Origin of the sequence: Nocardioides pinisoli (assembly GCF_024199985.1) — a bacterium.
Classification (GTDB): domain Bacteria; phylum Actinomycetota; class Actinomycetes; order Propionibacteriales; family Nocardioidaceae; genus Nocardioides; species Nocardioides pinisoli.
Map to the genome: position 1 here is coordinate 166810 of NZ_JANARS010000001.1, position 18391 is coordinate 185200.

Consider the following 18391-nt stretch of genomic DNA (forward strand, 5'->3'; position numbering starts at 1 on the left):
CACCGGAGAGGGAATCCTCTTCTTCCTAGAACTTCTTCACCTGATGAGTTGGAAGAAGCTGACAGATCTGACAGGACTGAGTTGGTGGGTGGGTGACTGCGGGCCCCGGCAACCGCCAAAACGGGCCCGGAGCCAGTCCAGAGACAGGTTCCGGGCCCGTTGGCTCGTGCAGGTGGTGCTCAGCTGACGACGGACCAGCCCTTCCATCCGCGCTCGTGCACCTTGGTGTCCGGGTTCTGGCGGCGGTTGCCACCGCCATTGGAGTCCCCGAACTCCGGGCGCTCACCTAGGGCGGCGTAGAACTTCGAGTCGCCCATCGGGATGATGTGCTTGTCCTCGATGCACCAGGTGCGGTACTCCTCCCACAGGTCGTGGCGCTCGACGTAGCCCTTCGGGTCCTTCTTCAGCTTCTCCTTGATGAAGGAGCCCAGGCGGTCGTGGTCGGAGAGCCAGGCTTCGACCAGGCGCACCGACTCGGGGGAGCGGAACGGCTTGCGGTCGGGCCGGTTGAGGAAGCGGTGCGCGCCCTCGACCATCCACGCCAGGATCGTCTCACGGGCCTCGCGGGTCGCCAGGCGCTGCGGCAGGGTCGAGTCCGGGTTGGCCACGATCCGCGGGAACCGCGCGATGCACACGCGGCGGCGCATCGAGTTGTCCTGGCCGTCCTTCGGGCCCACCGCAGGCAGGTGGTTGGTCGTGCAGATGCACGTGGAGCGGACCGGGGAGAGGAACGGGTCACCGAACTTCGGCTCGACCTTCATCGCCGACGCGTCCTGCCAGACCTGCTTGGCGAGCTTGCCGTTGAGCCGGTCGCCGGGGTTGAACTCATTGACCTCGGTCAGCCGCGACAGGTAGATGCCCGACAGGGTGAACCGGGAGTCCTCGCCGGTGAGATCGTTCGAGGACAGCGCACCGAGCCACACGGCCGGCATGACCCCGGAGATCGCGCCGGTGAAGGTCGAGATCCCCGCGCCGCCACCGCCGAGCATGAACAGCATGGTGTCGAAGCAGCGGCCCATCAGGCCCGCGCCGGCGACCTCCTGGACCATCCGCTCCTTCTCGGCGTCGTGGACCCAAATGATCTGGCCGTTGGCGTCGCGGACCGGCTCGAAGCCCAGGGACTCGCCCCTGTCGTCGAAGAGCTCGACGGTCTTTTCCGAGACGAAGAACGCCTCACGGAACGCGTCCCAGTCGTCGTCCTGTGCGCCGGGGACGTAGTCGACATTCGTGACGCCCAGGTTCATCGCGGCCGGGGTGTGCGGGGCGATCGCCTTCGTCTCAAGGTGAAGCAGGCCCGACGGGGTCGGCAGGTACTCGGCCCACTCCCGCGGCTCCCAGGCGGCCTCGGCCACGATGAGGGACTTGCCCTCGGTGGTCTTCACCGCGCGCTTGACGGCCGGCTCGATGTTCTTGCGGGCGGTGTAGCGCGCCTTGTCGGTGTCGTCGGAGTCGCCCATGCCCATCACGTTGTTCGCGACGCAGGTCGCCTCGATCGTGGCGGCCGACTCGGCGATGTCGATGCCCCAGTGGCCACCAGCGTAGTGGTGGTAGATGCCGCGCTCCTGCGAGGTGTGGATGTAGCGGAACCGGTCCTTGCGCACCAGCTCGCGCGCCACGGCCTCGGCCAGGCCCTGCACGTCGTTGTCGGGCAGGTGGACGTAGCGGGTGGTGTACTTGCGGCCGTCCAGGGCGTCGGCCAGCAGGTCACCGAGCCACTGGTGGCCCGGGCGCATCTCGTGCATGGCGGCCGCGATGTCGTCCAAGCCCGCCCCCTTGCCCAGGTACTGCACGCGTCCCGAGAGCGGGTGCACGACCTGGTCGGGGACGTCGACGACACCAACCCAGGTGGCGCCGGCCTCCAGCAGGGACTCGACCGTCATGATCGTCGCGTCGTTGCACTGCGGGTTCAGGGCGTGGTCCGAGTCGGGGATCCACAGGATGTGCTCGCCCTCGATGTAGCCGATGGACTTCAGCACGTCCGGGCTCAGCCGCGGCTTGTGGTCGTTCTCGTTGTTCGGGTTCGACTTGCCCTCGTAGGCCATTGAGATACCGCCGACGGCGACGATGGACAGCACGCCGGCCGGGGTGATGGAGGCGAGCGCGTCGGCGCGCACCGGGGACTCGATGATCGCGAGGACCTTCGCCTGGTCGTTGACGTGGCGGGCGTCCACGAGCCGGTCCATGGTGGCCTTGCTGCGGCCGCCGGGGAAGTCGAACTTGTGCTTCTCCTCGATCGGCTTCTTGTCCTTGTCGAGCACTAGCTCGCCGGACTTGTTCTTCTTCTGCGACACGCGCTCCTGGTCCTCGGCCCAGCGCACCTGCCAGCCGACGACCTTTCCGTGCACACCGACCCACGGGATGATCAGCCACTCGCGGCCGTTGCCGCCGACCGCCCAGGTCTGCTGGTCGTTGGTCCACGTGCCGCACCCGTCGGGCGGGGTGGGCAGCGCGCCGGTGCCGGAGCGGTAGCCGCGCGCGGCCGCTACCTTCGGGTCGACCTTGCGGGCGGCCAGGTAGTCGATCGCCCAGTCGGCGGGCAGCGGCTGGTTGGCGGCCTCGTACGCGGCGACGTAGTCGTCACGGGTGCAGTCCGGGATGGTCTGCTGGACCGAGCGCAACGCCTGAACCGGGGAGAGGACCTTTGCGGCCTTGCGGGCTCGGACGCGGTCCTTGCCGGACAGCGACCGGTCACGCGGCGGGTTCTCGTCGGCGACAGCCGGGGTCGCGTCCGGGACGATGGACAGGGCGGCGGCCAGGGTGTCGAACTCGGAGTCAGCCTCGACCCCGGGGGCGGCCGGGGCGGCGAAGCTATCGGTGTCGACCTCGTCGAAGTCGAAGTCCACCAGGTCGCTCTCGGTGTCGTCGCCCAGGTCGGGGACCACGTGCAGCTCGGGGCGCGCGGCGGGGCACGGCTCGGTGGCGGTCGGGGCATCGGTCGGGGTGGCGCCCAGGAGCGAGGCGATGCGGGCCGCGGCCTGCTCGGTGTTCTCGCCCTTGCGGGGCAGGTAGTCGCTGGGGTCGATGGTCATGTTCGTCATGGCTGGTCTCTCAGCTCTTGGAGAGGGTCGTGGTCGGGATGAGCGCGGCGGCCGGGTGGCCGTTCGTGTCGAGCAGGAAGGCGATGACCGGGCGGTCCTCGCGGACGGAGGCGGCCGAGACGACCGCGGTCGGGGCGTGGTACCTGGCCAGTCGCAGCCAGCGCTGCGTGCCGCCGTACGGGGTGGGGTCGGCCGGGTCGATGTGGATGCGGCGGTTGTCGCCGTCCATGAGCCACAGCGCGTTGCGGATCGTGTCCTCGGTGCCGACCCCCAGGTGCCACAGCCCGGAGCGGTCCCCGCGCTTGGCGCAGATGTTCCAGGTATCGCGGCGCGGCCAGTCCTGCCCGTTCATCGACTCGTTGAGCAGGTGCTCGTAGATCGCGGTGAGCCGCCCCGGGCGGGCCTTGTCGGTGCCCTCGTCGCCGTCGGAGCGCAACGCCTTCAGCTTCCAGGCCCAGGCCTCGACCTCGTGGCCGGTGGGCAGGCGGCGGAAGTCGATGTCGTGCAGGACCTCCACGGAGATGCCGGCGGCGGCCGCCCAGTAGAAGTCCCCGCCCTCGCGGCTGTTCTCCTCGTAGCGGCGGTACAGGTGCTCGGTGACCGTCTTCGGCGGCTCGGGCGTCTCGGCCTGGCTGGTGACGTAGTCGGGGCCGAGCGCGGCGTACAGCACGGCGTTGAGCTCCGGGTCGCACTGGCCGTCGAACGCGGCGGCGAGCTGGCCGATGACGGTGGCGAGGATTTCGTCGAAGTTCTGGTTGTCGCCGAACCGGAGTGCTGTCGACCCGGAGTCGACGGTGTGGTCGGTCACTGCATTCACATCCTCATGAGAGTGGTCGTTGGTCAGCCGCAGGAGGGTTCAGGTCCCGCGACGCTTCGCCCAGTGGCGGAGCGGGCATGGCTGGTGGTGTGCGGGGCGCAGGTTCTGCGCTCGGCACGCTGGTCGTTGGTCGTCATCACCTGTGCCCGCGACCATCCGTCGGCGGCAGAGGCGTGATCTGGGCGACGGCGCGCATCGGCGGGTGCCAGCCCAGTAGGATGTGAGGCACACATCCTCGAAGGCGGAGCCGACCTAGTTCACCGGCTCCGCCTTCGCATGTTCAGAGCCGACGAGCCGAGCTTGGCGTCAGAACTTGCCCGCTGCTGCTCCGGTCGAGATGTGGCCGATCGAGTACTCGACGAAGTCGCCGCCGTCCCACGTGAAGGCCACGTCGGCAGTGCCAAGTCGGTCCGTGTGCGTGTGCACCTCGGGAAGGACGACGTCGAAGCCGAGTGCCGCGATCTCAGCGGCAGGACCCTCAGTGGACGACTCGACGACATGTCCGTCGGCGGTTGCCGTCCACACCGTCCGCGTTGTCTTCCCGTAGGCGTTGGTCGTGTCGAGAGTCAGCCGGTCATCGGTGACGTCCGCGATCACGTCGGCGCTGTTGACCGACTTCCGGATTCGATTCGCCAACTCGACGGCACTCGACGTCGTGGCGGCGCGGACATGGGTCTTGGCACCGCCGTCGTTCAGCGCACCGGCGAGCGACATGGCGGCCATCATGAACAGCGCCCAGACGCTGGCACCGACGAGCACCTCGACGGAAGAGAAGCCTCGCTCGTCGCGGGGTCGGTGGGTCTTCATGGTGGCTCTTCTCCTTGGCTCGGTTTGTACTGAGTGGGCGGGGGCTTTGAGTTGTGCTCCCCTCACCAGTGCAGCGCACCCTGATGTCCTTGTGACTGGGCGCGGGTGCGTGACCGGAGGGCTTCGATTGGATTGAGCCGAGTCGCCGGCATAGCCGCTTGGGGCCGAGTCGGGGTCGAACGTGGAGACTCAGAAGCCGTCGGCGATGAGATCACCGGTGTAGGTCCTCGGCGGCAGGTCGTTGGCGACGCGCTCGCGGTTGATCCAATCGACATATTCCTGGTCGGTCATCTCGATGTCGACGTCGTCGCAGTCCCACTCGGGCTCCTCGGGCTCGTTGAACCCGCAGCCGAGGTGGTCGGTCTCGGGGTTGCTCCTGGCGACCGAGTCGATGACATCGGCGATGATCTCGTCGCAGATCTCGTTGGTGCTGCCGTTCCACCGGCCGTCGGCGAGCTCGCGGCCGAACAGGTCGAGAACCTTGATGGTCAGCCCGAAGCCGACGTACGGCTTGTGGGTGACGACGAGGCGCGGCGTGCCGTTGACGTCGGAGACGAACCGACCGTGGGTGTAGCGAGGCTCCTCGATCTCGCGCAGGTAGGGCCAGCGCTCGCCGGAGACCACGAGGTTGCGAGCGGTCTTGAAGGTGATCCGGGTGCCGGGCCACTGCTGCTGGAGGCAGATGGTCGAGCCGGCCGGGATGAAGGTGCGCGTCTCCAGCGGGGCGCGGACGCCCTGGTAGCCGTTGGAGTAGAGCGCGGAGACGATGTCGGCAGCCTCCCGGGCCTCACGCTTGGTGACCATGAGGTCTAGGCAGCTCCCGGCGGCGGAGATGCGCTCCTGGGCGTCGGCGGTGTTGGGGTCGCCTGCACTCTGAGGGAGGTGCTGGTCGCCGAGCAGGGCTTGGGCCATCTGCTTGTCGTCGATGCCGATGGTGAGCATCCAGGTGAGGGCCCGGTGGGCCTGGTGGTCGTTGAGCGCCAGGCGCTCGCCGAGCGGGCGGAGCTTCTTGCCGTGGCGGTGGAGCTGCGGTGCGTCGGTGAACGAGGTGGTGGGCTGCGTGGTCATGGTGACCTGCTTTCTGCCGGCGCGGCCGGCGCTCGGATGCTGGACTGAGTTAGTGGTTGTTGAGGTAGTCGGACAGGGCCTTCGATCCGTCGCGGGCTGCGCGCTCGTAGGCGGCCGGTCCGTAGGTCTCGGTGCCGCGGAAGATGACGCGTCGTCGCGCGCCGAGGACCGTGATGGTCAGGCAGGCCGGGTCGGGACGGCCCTGGACGCGCTCGCCGCGACCGGTGCTCGTCCACAGCTGGACCTGGACGCGCTCGCCGGCGGGCGTGCGGAACGTCTCGGCGTATCGGCCCGGCCGCTGCCACAGGGTGAGCATCTGGCCCTCCAGCCCCAGGCCGCCGGCCTGGGGTGGAAAGCGGAGAAGCGACGCGGCGCTCATCGTCAGCCCCTCCAGCCGAACCGCTTGCCGGCACGGTCCTCCATGCCGGGCAGCGGCATGGGCTCCCAGCCGTGCTCCGGCTCGTCGCCGAGAAGCCACTCGCCGGGTACCAGGGTGATCTCGCGCTCGGTGCTGGTCTCGTTCATCTCTCGGTCCTGCTTTCTGCCGGCGGGGCCGGCTGTTCTGGTGCTCCTACTACGAGGGGCGTACTGCTTCGTCCTTGTGACGCCTTGCCTGTGCCGCGCCCACCGGTGGCGGGCAGAGGCGTGACGCCGCTACCCAGGGGGCGCGGCGGCCGGGGTGAGGGTGGCAACGATGTGCTCCCAGACGGCGACGGCATCGGACTCGTCGCGGTATCCGACGTCGAATCCCATCGGCTCGCCGTCGGTCACGTCGATGAGGGCGACGCGGTGCAGCTCGCCGCCGTCCGGCGTGGCCACCTTGTAGCGGGCGAGCATCTCCTGACTGCCGAGCTTGCGCCCGCCCGCGAGCTCGTAGGTGTGGCGATGTTCAGGCGAGGCGAGCGCAGCGAGGAGTAGATCGGCTGCCTCGGCCGTCGAGACTTGGCTGTCTGCGTGGATGGTGGTCATGTGGTCTCCTTGGTGTCGGTGGTCGTGCGGGATGGTCAGACGAGGTGCATGCCGCCCTCGCCCGAGTGAGCGAGGAAGTCGGCGTCGGACATGGACTTCGTCCAGGGGGACTCGGCGGCGTCCGGGTCCGTGGCGTCCTGCTCGGCCAGCCACGCCTCGTAGGCGGTCGGGTTGTCGGTCACTGCGCGCACTCGCGCGAGGCACTCCTCCGCAGCGGCTTTCAGGCCGGCGTCGTCGCGCTGCCACTTCATCGGTTCGGAGCCGTCGAAGCTGGTGACGAGCAGCCACTCGCGTCCGTTGGCGTCGAGCACGGCGCGGAGGTAGGCCTCGTTCGGGGTGCCGTTCTCCGGCGGCTCAATCGCAGCGACTAGGTGCTCGGGACGGACCCAGTCGGGTCGCTCCACGACCAGGTTGGCGAGACGCTCACCGGCGCGCTGCCGGGCCGGCCGGACCGTCTCCGTCGCGTAGCGCTCGGCGATCTCCTCGACGGGGACGCCCTCATCGCGGGCCATCGCCTGGAACCGCTGAGCCAGCGCGTGCAGGGACAGCGTCGCGCCCTGGTACCTCTGCTGCCAGAGCTCGGCGCGAAGCACCGGACCGATGGGGGCGCCAGCGACGACGCCCTTGACGGTGCGGACCGCGTCCACCTCGGCCGCGTACGCACGAGCGCGCATGCGACGCATCCGGGTTGCGCTCGGCTTCGGCGAGAGCAGTGCCTTGGGCTTCTTGAAGTGCCGCTCTTGCGCGACGTCAGGCGCGAACCGCGGGTGGCTCTCACTGTTGACGTTGAAGCGGTGGCACTCCGGGCATCGGCGCCCGCCTTCGGCCTTGGACTTGCACATGCTGTGCCCTCTCGTTCGGGACTTTCTGTCTGTCGAACGAGAAGGTGTGCGGGGGTCCTTGTGACTGATCTCGGGCGTGCGACTGGCGGCCAGCCAGCCGCCTTTCGATCGCCTTCCGCCACCGGCGGCGGGCCGTTGGATCGCGCCTTTGAATCGAGCGGAAAGGTGCTTTCCGGCACCTTTGTGAGAACTATTCTCAATCGGCCCGAGGGCGTGCACAGTGGGCGTCATGGAGACTCTTACCGCCGCTGCGGCGGCGATTCGTTACGCGGTCGAGACCGCGACCGTCCCGACCCGCGAGGGGGAAACGCCGCCATGGCTCAAGGAGGAGGTGGTCTTCTCCACCTCTGCTCGGGACGAGCTCCAGCACACGATCGACACGGCCGGCCGACTCGCATCTGCTACGGACGCATGCGACGCCGAGGTCAGCCACCAAGTGGGGTGCGAGAACCTGAGCGCCGCGTTCGCCGCAATCGCGCTGAAGGAGCGGCTGTCGGAGATCTGCCGCCCTCGGCGCCACTATGTGATGGACCGCGACGGCACGCTCCGCCCGATCGACCCACTGACATGACCCGCGGCTCGCGGGGAGCGAGGGCTTCGAAACAAGCGATCCGTGTGTCTCTGCCGCTGATCGCCGCGGCGCACGCAGAGGATGGCGTACATGACGGACACGCTCCTGTGGCTCACCGCGATTGGATCAGTCGCGACGGCGCTCTTCACCGCGTTCCTCTGGATCGTCGCGTGGCGCACGCTGTCGGGTGCGAAGGATCAGCTCGAACTGCTCACAAAGCAGGCCGTCCGCGAGGGGCGACCCTTCGTGAGCGCCGAGGTGGTTCCCGGCCTGCACGGTCCTGGTTTCTGGGACTTGATCGTGACGAACACTGGTCGGACCGCGGCACGCGAGATCCGCTTCGACTTCGAGGAATGGACTCCGCAGGACGACAAAGACCACATCACTGAGCACCTGCTTGTCTACCTCAACGCGACCCACATGCTCGTGCCCAACGCGCGACACCGGGTGCTGTGGCGCGCGAACGACGATCCGACCACCTCGATGACAGCCGCCGGCGTGCCGCCTCGGTTCAACCTCGGAATCTCGTACGAAGATGATCAGAACACCGCATACTCCGATTCGTTCGACTTCGACGTAGAAGTCATCGGCAGCGTGTCTCCCGCTCCAACCCAAGGGCCGAGGGTTTCGTCTGGCAACGAGAAGGAACTCGCCAACATCGAGCGCGCGCTGAGGACGCTGAACACGCACGTGGGCGAGCTACGGCGGTGAGCGGCTGCTGCCTCGTCAGCCCCGACGCTCAGGCCGCGGCGTGCCCGGTCGGGCTCGATGACAGGCCGGCGATGCGGCAGGCGACAGCCTCGGCGGTCGGCTTGTCGTAGGTGTGCGGCTTCCCGGTCAGCCTCTTGGTCAGGACCTTCGCGAGAGCGCGCCGCATCGGGACGTCAGCCCGATCGTCGCGGTTGACCATCGCGCCCAGCCGCTGCACCCACTCGTCGTGCGCCGTCCCGTCGCTCAGGGCGGGGACGTCGAGCTTGCCGAGCAGCTTCTGCGTTGCCCTCTGGGCCCTCTCGGTGCGCTCACGGGCAGCTTCAAGGGAGGCCTGGCGTGCGGCGACCTGCGCGGCGCGCCTGACTTGGGCGTCGACCACCCGGAGGTCAGCTCCGGTGGCACAGGCGTCGGCGTCGAGAACAACCCGGAGCGGCGTGTCCTGGTCGTGGTCCCAGTTGATCCGCTTCCATGAGGTTCCGTTCTCCTTGACCGTCCGAGAGTTGACCCCGAGCGTGGCCGGGTCGACCTCGGCTTCGATCGCGAGCGCGGTGAGCCAGACCTTGCCGTCGCGACGCGAACCCGACGGCGCGTCCGGGCCGGGTGCGGGCGCATAAGCCCACACCGGGTGGTCAGCGAGGAGAATGACGTCGGCTACGTTGTCGCGACCCTCGGCCAGGTCAGTGATCGCGTTGAGGGTTCGCACGTAGTCCCACGACGTGTCGCGGATCCCGGCTGGCAGTTTCATCGTGAACGGCTTGCCGGGCTGGGGGGTGGCGACGCCACAGATGCCGTAGCGCGGCACTCCGTGCCACGGTGGGCGCTTGGAGAGCCAGCCGGCCTCGACGGCCCACTTCAGCCAGTTGCGGACTGTTGACGGAGTGATCCCGAGTCGCAGCGCGAGGTCGAGCTGGTTGACCAGGGCGGCGTCGATGCCTTGGTTCCGGATCGACCGGATGACGTCAATCCCGACGACTGCCGTGATGCGCCGGGCACCGGCCAACTGCGCGGGCTTGAGCCCCTTCTTCTCGAGGAGCTCGCTGGTCACCGTCTTGGTGCCGTCCGCGGCGACGACCGTCTTCGGAACGGGCACAAGCTGAGTCGTGGTCTTGGACTTCGGCGGAGGGGAGAGCAGGTAGCCGACGAGTGCGACAGCCGCGCCCTGCCTCAGCCCGGCGCGCCCCTCGGGGGAGGCGGAGGCTGTGCGGCGGTCGATGGCCTGACGAAGGACGGGCTTGAACCGACTCTTCGTGGACGCAAAGGGAGCGAAGCGTTCCGACCCGGGGCACCGAACGAGAAACTCGCGGATGTCGTCGGCGTGGAAGCCGACGCGGAGTCCGCGATGCGTGACGCTGAGGGCCGCGGCGCGAGCGTTGTGCGGCGAGGCGCCAGCGAGCGTGCGACCGAGGTCGCGGTCGATGAACTCCGGGGAGTGCCGGACAGCACGGAGAGCGGTCATAGTTGCTTACCTCTATCTGTCGTCGCTTCTAGCGAAGCGAAGCGACGACAGGGATGGTTGGTGCGTGCGTTCTGTTGGCACGCGGTCGAGGTGGTGGTGTGCGGGACGACGTCGAGCTGCTCTGCTGGCCGCGTGATGCAGGTGCGACACGATCGGGACGCGGCTTCGCTACGGCGCAGGCGCCTGCGCTGGACCGCTCCTCGATGCGGAACTCTGCGAGAGCGGGTCGATCACGACGGGACTTCACCGTCGACCGGGGGCAGAACAGCACCGTGTCCATCGTCGTGGATGCGAAGCGAGATCGAGGAGCAGCTGCACGCTCGCGAGACGCGGACTCGAGGACGTCGCAATCTCGACCCGGACTCGAGTTGAGGCCGCTATGAACGACGGAGCTTCATGCCGACGACTTGCTTCTCCACGTTCTCTTCATGAGTCCTTTTCGGCCCCGTCACGTTCCGATTCGATCGCTTCACGGGGCTCTCCGGTGATCTCCTCCGGCCGCTGGTTCTTCGATGACCGCACCAGTGTCGAGGTCGCCTTCTACAAGATGCGCGTCAAGCGCATCAAGTCCTACGTCGATGAGCGTGAATCAACCTGCGAGGAGGCTTTGAACGGACGCAATGCTGGAGCTTCCCGCCTCGCGAGCGGTCGTTGTGTCGTGTTTTCCCTGGGTGCTGTCGGTGGCCGTGCGGAGCCTTCTCCCATGACCTTCTCTCACACCGACCCCATCCACACTGACGCCGCTGCCGACCGAGACCGCATCGCTGAACTCGTCGAGTCGATGCGGGAAGATCTGGCCATCCCGCGCGACCCGTGGGACTCGACTCTCGACGTGTGGTTCAGCCTGCGTGGCCCGCTGATCAACGCGACGTCGGTCGACGACCAGGACGTCGTCGACGCGGTGGTGGTGGCTGCTCTGCGCACGTTCGAGCTCAACTGGGTCGGGCGCGCGACCGACGCCCTCCGCGCGAACGCGATCGACTGGCTGGAGGCAACGGCGACCGCCGTAGGTGTCTGGGCCAACTGGTGCCGCGCCATGGACGAGTGGTGACTGTCGGCTCGTGCATCGACCTCCCAAGCAGCGGTTAGTTGCTGAGGTGAGAGCGCTTCCCGCCCGCCCCGCACACCACCGGGGCAAACCCCAAGCGGAGAGGCCTCGACCATGCACGCACTCACTCGACTGGCGACGACGATCGCGTTCGCCGCCGTCGCCCTGTTCATCGGCGCGGCACCCGGAAACGCTGTGGACCACCCGCCCGCCGATATCTGGGTGTACGCGACTGGCGACGCTTCGTGCTACACGACCCCGAACGCCTATGGCGGGCGCGAGGCGCGGGTGAAGCCTCTGCTGGGCAGCCTCTATCAGGCTTCCTCGATGAGGGTCGACGGCGTCGACATCATGAACGGCGAGACCACTTTCAGGTGGGTCGAGGTGGAGCCGGGCGTCGGCTGCTACCAGCCGGCCGGCTGGTTGTCGTCGCCCGTCGACCCCGCGCTGCTCGACGTCAACACCTTCACCAATCACGCCATTGGCGCGCCCCCTGCTGAAGGTTTCGGTCTCGGGGCGGCGCTCTCGCTCGCCGACAGGGTCGTCATGGCGGCACCGGCGTTGGACTCGGCCGAGCTCGGCGAGATCGCGGAGGGGCAGGTGCTGTCCACGAATGACCTCATCGTGAAGGCGCCCCGCGGCCTTCTCGGGATGGTCGCCTGGCGCGCAGTCGAGTTCGAGGGGCAGCTCGGCTGGATGCTCGCTTCCTCGCTGACCGACGTCCCTGACCTCGCTGTCGAGGACCTGACGAGCATCGTCACGCCACGGTGGGACGTTACCGCGTGGACGCTTCCCGGCGCCGGTGAGGAAGTGGGTGAGCTGCCAGCGGGCGCGCCGACGCCGGCCAGCTTGTCGGCGACCGCGGGCTGGATGCCTGTCGAGATGGCCGGCCAGGTGGCGTGGGTCCGACAGGCCGACCTGACGACCGACCCGAACGACGCTCCGACCGCGAGCCCGACCGAGGCAGAGGTCGGGGAGAGCGCGGCGGATGTCATCGAGCAGTTGAGGGTCGAGGCCACCGCGAAGCGGGAGGAGCACGAGAAGGCGAGGGCCGCTGAGCAAGCGGCGAGCAACGAGTCGGGGTCGTCGCTGTGGGCCACCGTGAAGGCGAAGGTGAGTGGCGAGAACCCCGTCGCTGAAGCGGTCGCATCGGCTCGTCTGAGGCTGGCGATGGTGCTCGGCGCACTGGCCCTGCTGCTTGCTGCCGGTGCGCACGCCGGCACGATGTGGTTGCGCGGGCACCGAGGGCTTCTTGCGCGCACCACCTCCACGCTCTTTCCGGCGGTCACGGTTGCCGCGCACGCGTCACTCCTAACGGCCATTGGCGTCGCCACATGGGCTGCCTCGACTGCCCCTTCGGTGTACTTCACCGGAAGGGTGCTGATCGTCGCCGCGGCCGGCGGCCTCGCACTCGCATGGGTCACGGCGCACCGTGTCGCGGCGATGCGTGGCGCGGACTGGAAGCTTCCGCTCGGAGCATTGCTCCTTGTTGGAGGGTCCCTCTTCGTGTTCGGAGCGCCGCTCGCCGTAGCACTTCTGCTCGGCCTCGTCGTCGCCGGCGGCGCAGCTGGATCGCGCACATCGAACACGGGAGAGCGCGATGCCGCGGCCCCGCACACCCATGCAGAGACCGCACCCCCCGCCCGCACGGAGGTCTGAACGTGACCACGAAGCTGATCCACTTCCTCGCCGCCCTCACTGCGGCCGTAACCGTGACCCTTCTGCACGCACCGTCGTACGCGACGGAGGGCTGGTCGCCGGACGCCGTCATGGTGATGCCGCTGTCCCCCGAGGACCTGACGGCCACGGACCGCGAGCTGCTTGACGTTCTCGACGCGGAGCCCGGTGACGTGCTCGACGTCGAGTACGAGAAGGTCGAGCTCGGCGAGTTCTTCGGCGGCGACGCCGAGTCCGTGCCGTTCTTCAAGGGAACCGAGATCGAGGTGCCCCCCTTCTCACCGCTGTTCACCCCGGCGGGCCGCGCTCGGGCTGAGGGGGACGAGGGCTACCCCGAGTACGCCTCACTGCTGGCCTGGGACGGCTCTGACGAGAAGGCCGATCAGCGCGCCTACCAGGACAAGCCTGCGCAGGGTGTGTCCACGGACGGCTGGAAGCCCGAGAACCTGGCCTGGGTCTCCGGCGACGAGATCACCGTTACGAGCCTCCCCGAGACCGTGACGTGGGTGCGCGTCGGCTTCGGCATCCAGGACGTCTGGGTCGACGCGCGCAACCTCATGGCGCCCGAGGAGTCCGAGGCGGTCGCCCATTTCCGTGCCGACAACCTCGCCGAGACCGCAGCGGAGGAGGTTCCGGATGCCGAGCCGACGCAGGCCGTAACCCCGCGGTCGGAGTCGACTGAGACGACGGAACCGGGGTCGGAGTCGTTCGATGCCGGCGCGAGCTCCGGAGGCGTGGGTCTGCCGCTCGGTTCGCTTGCCGTCGGTTCGCTGGTTCTCGGTGGCCTCGCGCTCAGCTGGAGGCACCGCCGCGGCGAACCCACTCGTGTGGACGGTGACTCCTGATGGCGACGAAGGCCGCGCGTGCGGGCTGGCGCTTGACGTTCCGGACGGCGTTCCGCGTGGGGATCAGGCTCTGCCGGCTCTCCGTCGGCTGCCTCTTCGGCTGGTGGGGAGACCTTGCCGGCAACGTGAATCCAGACCCGGGGTTGGAGCGCATCTGGGAGCAGCGCGTTCAGATGGCGTCGGCAATCTTCTGGCCATCGCTCGCGGTCTGGCTGGCCGCGGGCGCACCGCACGCGCCGGGACTGCTGGTCCGGCTGGCCGAGGGCACGCATGCTGTCACGGTGCCGCTAGTCGCGTGGGCGGTCCTGACGACGCTCTTCGCGTGCACCGTGGTGATGCGTCGCGTGCTCGCTGCAAAGGGCTACCCATGGAGGCTCGATCACCTGGCCCGCGGGACCCTCCTGTGGCTGCGATTCCACCCCACACTCATCGCCGTCCTGGCCGCAGGCTGCGTGGCGCTGCCCGCGTGGTGGCTGACGAGCGACCGTGGGGAGTCGCCGCTTGGCCACGCCATTCCCGCCGTCACCGCACTCGTGGTAGCGGCCGCCGTCGCGGTTCGCGAGCGCCGCTGGCGTCGCACCAAGGCCGCGCTCACGCCGAGGCTCAGCGCAGCGTGCGAGGTGCCCGAGAGAGTCATCACCGAAGAGGCGGTTCTCATGCCGCTGAAGCGCGACCGTGGCTTTCAGATGGTGAAGGTGCCTCCTCGTGTGGTGGATCGCATCGCCGGCATCGAGGACCGCGTAGCGGCGCACCTGTCACACCTGGAGGTCGTCACGCACCGTCACGATCACTTGAAGCACGTCACGTCACTGGCGTTCCGTGAGGTCAGCGACATCGAGCTCGAACGACGGGCACTGGTCAATGCAACCGGTGGCCTCGTGTGGCGGCTCGACCCGGTGGACGAGCCGGCACCCGGTCGTCCGGACGAGCACATCGCACGCCTGACCGACTCCGTGTCGCCGACGCGCGGCGGCCGGGTCGACGTCGGCCTCGCTAGTCTCGGGTTCTCGATCGTCGAATGGACTCCTGACGCAGACGTGGCGAACGTCGCCAAGCTGTCGCCGCAGGTACTGGGAATGCGATCTCGGCTCCGCGACGAGCTCGGGCTGCGGGACCCGTGGGAGTTGGAGCTTCGGGTTGAGCCCAGCGTGGTGGAGGTCCTGAGGGGTCCTGCGCTCGGTGGTTCCGAGAAGCGGATCGCCAAGTGGCGCGAGCTAAGCAGCACAATCTTTCCCGCGGACGACGGCGAGCGCTGGGTGGTCGATGACCGGGCCCAGGACGGCACGGTACTGCTGCGCCGGGTGCCCGACCTGCTCCGGCAGGTTCAGAACTATCCATGGAACGCGCCGGTCAGTCTCAACAGCCTGCCCTTCGGCGTCTGCGAAGACGGGACGCCACTCACGCTGGGGCTGCTCGAACTGAACATGCTGTTCGGCGGCACCCCTGGCGGCGGCAAGAGTGGTGGCCTGACGGCACTTCTCTGCGGTATCGCGCGCCTTGAGAACGTCGCGCTGATCGGTCTGGACCCGAAGCGCGTCGAGCAGGCGCCGTGGGTTCGACGGTTCTCGCGGATCGCGAAGACCGACTACGACGCCACTGACGTGCTTGTGCGGCTCCGGGACGAGATGGAGCGCCGGTATGAGTGGCTGGAGCGCTCTGGATTGAAGAAGTTCGGTCCGGAGCAGTTCACCAAGGAACGACCCCTGCTGGTGCTCGTCGTCGACGAGCTCGCCGACTTGGTAGCTGTCGCCGTGGATCGGGAGGAAAAGGCGGCCGAGACGGAGCGGAGTACTCTGATCCGACGCATCATCGCGAAGGGGCGCGCCGCCGGCATCGTGACAGTTCAGGCGACGCAGAAGCCGCAGAGCGATGTTGTGCCGACAGCGCTTCGCGACCTCACGCAGATGCGGGTCGCGTACGCCACCACGAACCCGGCGATGACCGACACCATTCTCGGAGCCGGCATGGCCCAGCAGGGCGGCGAGGCGCACATGATCAGCGCCAAGGAACGCGGCGTCTGCTTCGTCGTGAACGAAACGAGCCGGACGCCTCGACGTGCACGGACCTACTGGGTGCCCGACAAGGAAGTCGAGGGCATCGCCGAGCGGTACGCACACCTGCGAGTCGACCTGCCCTGGCTCGTCGACGGACCCACCCCCAAGCCAGCAGCCAACCCGGCCCCACCCACGACCGCGGTGGACGTCGACGAGCTCGTCGTCACCATGGACGACCTCGACGCGGCATTCGCTGATGACCTGTTCGCCTGAGGCGCGAGAGGAGAAGATTCCATGCACCGAGGCCAAGACCCCGGTCGACGCTACGAGTTCGTGGAAGAGCTGCCGGTCCACGTCCAAGACGTGGTTCTGACGGCGGGTATGGAAGCGGTCGCGGAACGTCACTTCGCGGGGTCGCGGCTGACTCCCTTCGAAGCCGAGGCACTTCGGGACGAGGTGGCAGACGCCGCGCGACAGCACCTGCACGACCACTACGACGACCTGATCTGGCGCCATCGCCTAGGCGAGTGCGAGTAGCGGCGTGATCGGGGTGTGCTCGCACAGCTCCGCGACGGCGCAGCCTGAGAGAGATCACTCGCCCGCGTCCCCGCACACCTGAGGGGTATCCCGCCCGACCCACCGGGCGCTGACCCCCCAGGAGCACACGTGCGCCCGACCGATCCCACCACCTGCCGTGACCTGCTTGCGGCCATCTGGCGACCCGTCGCACGGCGCCGCCGCACCGACCAGTCCGGCCTCGCCCTCCTCGACGTGTTGCTCGGCATGGCGATCTTCAGCCTGATCGCCGTCATCGCAGTCCAGTCGATGGGACACGTCCGCGCTCGCGCTTACGTGACGCGCGTCGTCTCCGACGCGATGCAAGTCGCGTTGGGCATCGAGGGCTACATGACCGACGCCGGCCAGCTTCCGGCTGCCCTCGCCGATGGCCCCGCCAACTCCGACGACACCCAGGTCACCACCGGCGATTTGGGGGTCAACTTGTCCACCGGCGCCGCGATTCGCTCCTACACGGTGGCGGAAGACGGCGACAACTACTCAGTCTGCGTCGACCACACAGACTCGCAGGCGTGGGCTTTCTACGACTCCGCGGCGGACGGCATCACCGGTTCGGGCATCGGCATCGGCACGTCCGAGACGTGCACCGCGAACCTGAAGGACGGCGACGAGGACGGTGACGACGAGCCCACACCGACGCCCACACCGACGCTGGCGGCCTGCACGGTGGGCATCAGCTCCCACATCGGATTCTCGCCGGACGCGGGCGCTACGTGGGAGACGAGCTACCTGATCCGCTCGTACTCGCCCGAGGACTGCGATCGCACCGCCCTCTACAGCGCCATTGAGGGGCACATTCGCAGCCAGCACCCCGCCGCGAACCCCTCCGGAACCCGGCCGACGACCGTCGACCCGGCCAACGACGCCGGCTGGCAGGGCAACATCCTCGGCACCCTCATTCCTTCCGAGTTCATGGCGGGCGTCCAGTCGTGGCTCGCGGGTGCTCACCCAGATGTGGTGGTGGAGATCCACTGGGACGACGCCGGGTCCGGAGGGTCGGGCGGAAGTGGTTCCGGTGGAGACGGCGCCGATGCAGACGACGACGGCTTCTCGCTAGCCGAGGAGACCGCCATGGGCTCGGACCCGAACGACGCCAGCTCCCCGTGGGCCGGCGGGCGCAACGGCGACGCAGACGGCGACGGACACTCCAACTGGGTTGAGTTCGAGGCGGGCGGTCATACCGCGGTCACCGACCCGGCTGTCCTCGGCACCGGCGGCGGGGGCGAGGGCGGCCAGACGGCCACACTGATCGCCGCCACGGTCGCGCCCAACGGTGGTGGAACGCTCATCACCGTGACTGGCACGGGCATGAGGAGCCTGGTGGCGGGGAAGGCGTCGTTCGCGGGCATGACGCAGAGCGTCGTGATCAACGTCAGTGATGACTCGACGCTGACGTTCAGCGGGCCACCGGCCGGTTTCTCGACCACGCTGGGAATGGGCGACCTGTCCTTCGTGGGCGTGGATGCGGCGGGGAAACTTACCGCCCCGCTCTTGATCACGGTCTGAAGCCGGGCCGCGCTCGATCTAGAGATCAGCACCCATCAGGAGCATCCCCATGACCCGCATCGCCATCACTCTCACCACCCTTGTCGCGGCTGCCGCGCTCTCGTCGTGCTCAAACGGCGCGAAGTCGATCTCCGTCGACTTGCCCGACGACGACTCAAGCACTCAGGTGACCGCAATCACCGCAAGCGCGATCAACGACGCGATCGCCGCAGCACGTGGTGAGGCGCCCCGGCTGTGGCACCTCAACCCCGTCGAGGTCACCGACGGCACTTCCGAAGCGTCCATTCTGGTGATCGCGGACGACTTCGCGGTTGCGGCCTGCGAGGCGGTCAAGAGCGCCGTCCGCACCGCGAAGCTCACCGAGATGCCCGTGCTGATCACCGCGGCCGACACCGGAGTTCCGGTGGCCGTATCCAACCCGGACTCTCGCTTCGAGACGAACTGCCAAACGGTTACCTGAGCGACA

18 protein-coding genes are annotated in these 18391 nt (G+C 68.4%); 9 read left to right on the forward strand and 9 right to left on the reverse strand.

Annotated elements, in window-relative coordinates; all coding sequences use genetic code 11:
• Positions 1–179 precede the first annotated feature (179 nt).
• The 8 genes from NCI01_RS00820 to NCI01_RS00855 form a co-directional block, all read right to left on the reverse strand.
• Positions 180–3038, reverse strand: a complete 2859-nt coding sequence (locus NCI01_RS00820) for a DNA primase family protein (RefSeq protein ID WP_254179571.1) — start codon at positions 3036–3038, stop codon at positions 180–182.
• Between the two features lie 10 nt (positions 3039–3048).
• Complete coding sequence (locus NCI01_RS00825) at positions 3049–3846, reverse strand: hypothetical protein (RefSeq protein ID WP_254179572.1); 798 nt, start codon at positions 3844–3846, stop codon at positions 3049–3051.
• A 315-nt stretch (positions 3847–4161) separates the two neighbouring features.
• Entirely contained in the window at positions 4162–4728 is a 567-nt protein-coding gene (locus NCI01_RS00830) for a type IV pilus modification PilV family protein (protein ID WP_254179573.1), read from the reverse strand.
• Positions 4729–4851: 123 nt separating this feature from the next.
• Positions 4852–5730, reverse strand: a complete 879-nt coding sequence (locus NCI01_RS00835; protein WP_254179574.1) for a hypothetical protein — start codon at positions 5728–5730, stop codon at positions 4852–4854.
• 49 nt (positions 5731–5779) lie between these two features.
• Positions 5780–6109, reverse strand: coding sequence for a hypothetical protein (locus tag NCI01_RS00840; RefSeq protein WP_254179575.1), 330 nt, complete (start codon positions 6107–6109; stop codon positions 5780–5782).
• A gap of 2 nt (positions 6110–6111) precedes the next feature.
• Entirely contained in the window at positions 6112–6255 is a 144-nt protein-coding gene (locus NCI01_RS00845; RefSeq protein WP_254179576.1) for a hypothetical protein, read from the reverse strand.
• Between the two features lie 129 nt (positions 6256–6384).
• The gene (locus tag NCI01_RS00850; protein WP_254179577.1) at positions 6385–6699 is read right to left on the reverse strand and encodes a hypothetical protein; all 315 of its coding nucleotides are present in this window, start codon (positions 6697–6699) and stop codon (positions 6385–6387) included.
• Between the two features lie 35 nt (positions 6700–6734).
• A complete protein-coding gene (locus NCI01_RS00855; protein WP_254179578.1) occupies positions 6735–7373 on the reverse strand; it encodes a hypothetical protein in 639 nt (212 codons plus the stop codon).
• Positions 7374–7770: 397 nt separating this feature from the next.
• Between NCI01_RS00855 and NCI01_RS00860 the strand changes: the two genes are divergently transcribed.
• Both NCI01_RS00860 and NCI01_RS00865 read left to right on the forward strand, forming a co-directional pair.
• Positions 7771–8112 (forward strand): hypothetical protein, encoded by a 342-nt coding sequence (locus NCI01_RS00860; RefSeq protein WP_254179579.1) that lies wholly within the window; start codon positions 7771–7773, stop codon positions 8110–8112.
• A gap of 90 nt (positions 8113–8202) precedes the next feature.
• Positions 8203–8823 carry a DUF8453 domain-containing protein gene (locus NCI01_RS00865; RefSeq protein ID WP_254179580.1) on the forward strand — a complete coding sequence of 207 codons (621 nt, stop codon included), beginning with the start codon at positions 8203–8205 and terminating at the stop codon, positions 8821–8823.
• Positions 8824–8851: 28 nt separating this feature from the next.
• Here NCI01_RS00865 and NCI01_RS00870 read toward each other — a convergent pair whose 3' ends face one another.
• On the reverse strand, positions 8852–10279 hold the full coding sequence (locus NCI01_RS00870) for a hypothetical protein (protein WP_254179581.1): 1428 nt from the start codon (positions 10277–10279) through the stop codon (positions 8852–8854).
• 484 nt (positions 10280–10763) lie between these two features.
• On the opposite strand from NCI01_RS00870, the gene NCI01_RS00875 reads away from it, so the two are divergent.
• The 7 genes from NCI01_RS00875 to NCI01_RS00905 all read left to right on the forward strand — a co-directional run bounded on the left by NCI01_RS00875 (position 10764) and on the right by NCI01_RS00905 (position 18385).
• Positions 10764–11330 carry a hypothetical protein gene (locus NCI01_RS00875; RefSeq protein WP_254179582.1) on the forward strand — a complete coding sequence of 189 codons (567 nt, stop codon included), beginning with the start codon at positions 10764–10766 and terminating at the stop codon, positions 11328–11330.
• A gap of 111 nt (positions 11331–11441) precedes the next feature.
• Positions 11442–12986, forward strand: coding sequence for a hypothetical protein (locus tag NCI01_RS00880; RefSeq protein WP_254179583.1), 1545 nt, complete (start codon positions 11442–11444; stop codon positions 12984–12986).
• Positions 12987–12988: 2 nt separating this feature from the next.
• Positions 12989–13849, forward strand: coding sequence for a hypothetical protein (locus NCI01_RS00885; RefSeq protein WP_254179584.1), 861 nt, complete (start codon positions 12989–12991; stop codon positions 13847–13849).
• The gene (locus NCI01_RS00890) at positions 13849–16116 is read left to right on the forward strand and encodes an FtsK/SpoIIIE domain-containing protein (RefSeq protein ID WP_254179585.1); all 2268 of its coding nucleotides are present in this window, start codon (positions 13849–13851) and stop codon (positions 16114–16116) included. The genes NCI01_RS00885 and NCI01_RS00890 overlap by 1 nt, the downstream gene beginning before the upstream one ends.
• A 60-nt stretch (positions 16117–16176) precedes the next feature.
• Positions 16177–16380, forward strand: a complete 204-nt coding sequence (locus tag NCI01_RS00895) for a hypothetical protein (RefSeq protein WP_254179586.1) — start codon at positions 16177–16179, stop codon at positions 16378–16380.
• Positions 16381–16509: 129 nt separating this feature from the next.
• On the forward strand, positions 16510–17925 hold the full coding sequence (locus NCI01_RS00900) for a type II secretion system protein (protein ID WP_254179587.1): 1416 nt from the start codon (positions 16510–16512) through the stop codon (positions 17923–17925).
• 49 nt (positions 17926–17974) lie between these two features.
• Complete coding sequence (locus NCI01_RS00905; protein ID WP_254179588.1) at positions 17975–18385, forward strand: hypothetical protein; 411 nt, start codon at positions 17975–17977, stop codon at positions 18383–18385.
• Positions 18386–18391 lie beyond the last annotated feature (6 nt).